Annotated in this window: 1 protein-coding gene and 1 pseudogene; both read right to left on the reverse strand. The window is 71.4% G+C overall.

Annotated elements, in window-relative coordinates; genetic code table 11:
• The coding region (locus K2X24_RS12290) for an LLM class flavin-dependent oxidoreductase (protein WP_292498390.1) at positions 1 to 695 on the reverse strand (695 nt) is incomplete at its 3' end.
• 26 nt (positions 696 to 721) lie between these two features.
• Positions 722 to 1,835 (reverse strand): annotated as a pseudogene (locus tag K2X24_RS12295) (acyl-CoA dehydrogenase family protein).
• Between the last annotated feature and the right edge of the window lie 444 nt (positions 1,836 to 2,279).

Below are 2,279 nucleotides of genomic sequence, written 5' to 3' on the forward strand. Positions count from 1 at the left end.
GACAGGCTGAAGCGCGGGTCGCGCCCGTGCGGGGCCGCCGCCGCGCGGACCGTCCGAATCGCCTCGCGGACCTGATCGAGGCTCTCGCCCCAGAGGGCGTAGGTGTCGGCGTGGCGGCCCGCCACCGCGATGGCCGCCGGCGAGGCACCGCCGAAGAAGACCGGGATGCCGCGCGGATCGACCGGCTTCACCTCGGAGAAGGCCCGCTCCACCCGGTAATGGGCGCCGGCGAAGTCGAAGGGGCTCGCGGCGGTCCAGACCTGCCGGGCGATCGTCAGGAACTCGTCGGTGCGGGCGTAGCGCTGGTCCTTGGTGAGGTGGTCGCCGTCCTGGGCGAGTTCGCGGTCGTCGCCGCCGCTGATCGCGTGGATGGCGACGCGCCCGCCCGTGAGTTGGTCGAGGGTCGCGAACTGGCGCGCGGCCACGGTCGGGGCGGTGAAGCCGGTGCGGTGGGCGATCATCAGGCCGATGCGGTCCGTCACCGCCGCGATCTGCGCCGAGAGCAGGAGCGCGTCGGGCGCGGTGGCGTAGAACGCCACCAGGATGCGGTCGAACCCGCCCCATTCGTGGGCCTGGGCCAGGAGGCGCAGATAATCCCGGTCGATGGCCGGGCCTTCCGGCGCGTGGGTCTCCGACTGGTAGCGGGGGGCGGCGAAGCCGATGAACTCGATCGCGTCGGGGCTGGGAAAGCGCATGGGATCTCCTTCGCTCAAGGGTTCGGTCAGAGGCCGAGGGCGGCCCGGCCGGCGGCGGCGCGCACGGCATCGCCCTGCGGCCAGTGGATGCGCCCGCACAGCACGTCGCGCAGGTGCCGCTCCAGCGGGTTGGCCCGCGACAGGCCGGGATTGCCGGCAAGCTCCACCGCGCGCTGCACCACCGCGACGGCGTTCTCTGTCACGGTGAGTTTGAGGAAGCCGGATTCCTGCACGGAGGGCGGCTGCCCGCGATCCGTCTCCTCGGCGAGGACGCGGATCAGGCGGGCGTCGAGGTAGAGGAGCCGGGCGTTCTCGCCCGCTGCCTCCTGAAAACGGGGCAGGGCCGCCAGATTCTGGCCGAGGCTGCCGGGCCGGCGCTCCTGCGCGAAGGCCGTGAACCAGTCTTGGTGCCGTCCGCGCGACCCCGTCGTAGAGGGCGGCGAGCAGCACGGCGTTCCAGGCCTGCTGGACCGGGTCGGGCGCACCCCAGCCTTCGGGCGCGCGCAGATCCACGGCATGGTCGGCGGGGACAACGACATCGTCGAGGACGAAGTCGTGGCTGCCGCTGGCACGCAGGCCGAGATGGTCCCAGGTTTCGACGATGCGCAGACCCGGCGCGTTCATCGGCACCAGCAGGTTGCCGACGCGCGGCGCGGCCTCGTCGGTGGCCACGAAGATGAGGCCGTAGGCCAGGGCCTCGCAGCCCGTGGAGTAGATCTTGCGCCCGCTGATGCGCCAGCCCTCCGGGGTCGCCCGCGCCACGGTCGCGGGGCGGCCACCGCGCGCCGGCGTGCCGAGTTCGGGCTCCACCCGGAGGGCGTTGATGAGCGCGCCGTCGCTCACGGCTGCGCGCCCGACCCGGTCGGCGAGGGCAGGGGGCCAGGCCCCGCGCCGGTGGATCAGCCCGTGCTGGATGAGGTGCATGGTCAGCACCAGGGCGGTGGAGGGATCGCCCTGCGCGAGCGTGCCGATGACCTCGGCCGCTCGCGCCAGCCCGGCACCGGCCCCGCCGAGGCGTTCCGGCACGGTCAGCCCCATCAGGCCCGCCGCCCGCAGATCCGCGATGTTGTCCTGCGCGAGGCGCCCCGCGCGATCATGCCCGGCCGCCCGCCCGGCGAAGAGCCAGGCGAGGTCGCGCAGGACGGTGTCGTGCTGATGGGGGTCGGGAAACGTCGGAATGGGACGGCTCGAAGGTGACCGGGGGAGGGAACCCGGGGACGAAATCACCCGGGGAGAAAGCGTCCGCATCGTCCCGCCGGCTTCCGCCCGAGTCAACGGGAACGTTCTTTTTTTAGAACCGGCGCACGGGGAATACTTTTTCGAGTGAGCATCCGCGACGAGGATTATCTCGTGGTTGGAGGCTATCAACGACCGGATAATGGCTCTGTCGTATCAAATATACTCCACACGACCATGCCGGGAGCGCCTTTCCTCTGGCGGCTTGTTCTCTATAACGAACGATGTCACGGGCCGCGCCACGGATCACTGACCCGGAACGCGGCAGGAAACGACGCGCCAGATCAGGATCCACCGGACATGGAGCACACGCGATGACAGCGATCGAGGGGCCCGATCCCGTCCTGG

The sequence above is a fragment of the Methylobacterium sp. genome (assembly GCF_019750675.1).
Classification (GTDB): Bacteria; Pseudomonadota; Alphaproteobacteria; order Rhizobiales; family Beijerinckiaceae; genus Methylobacterium.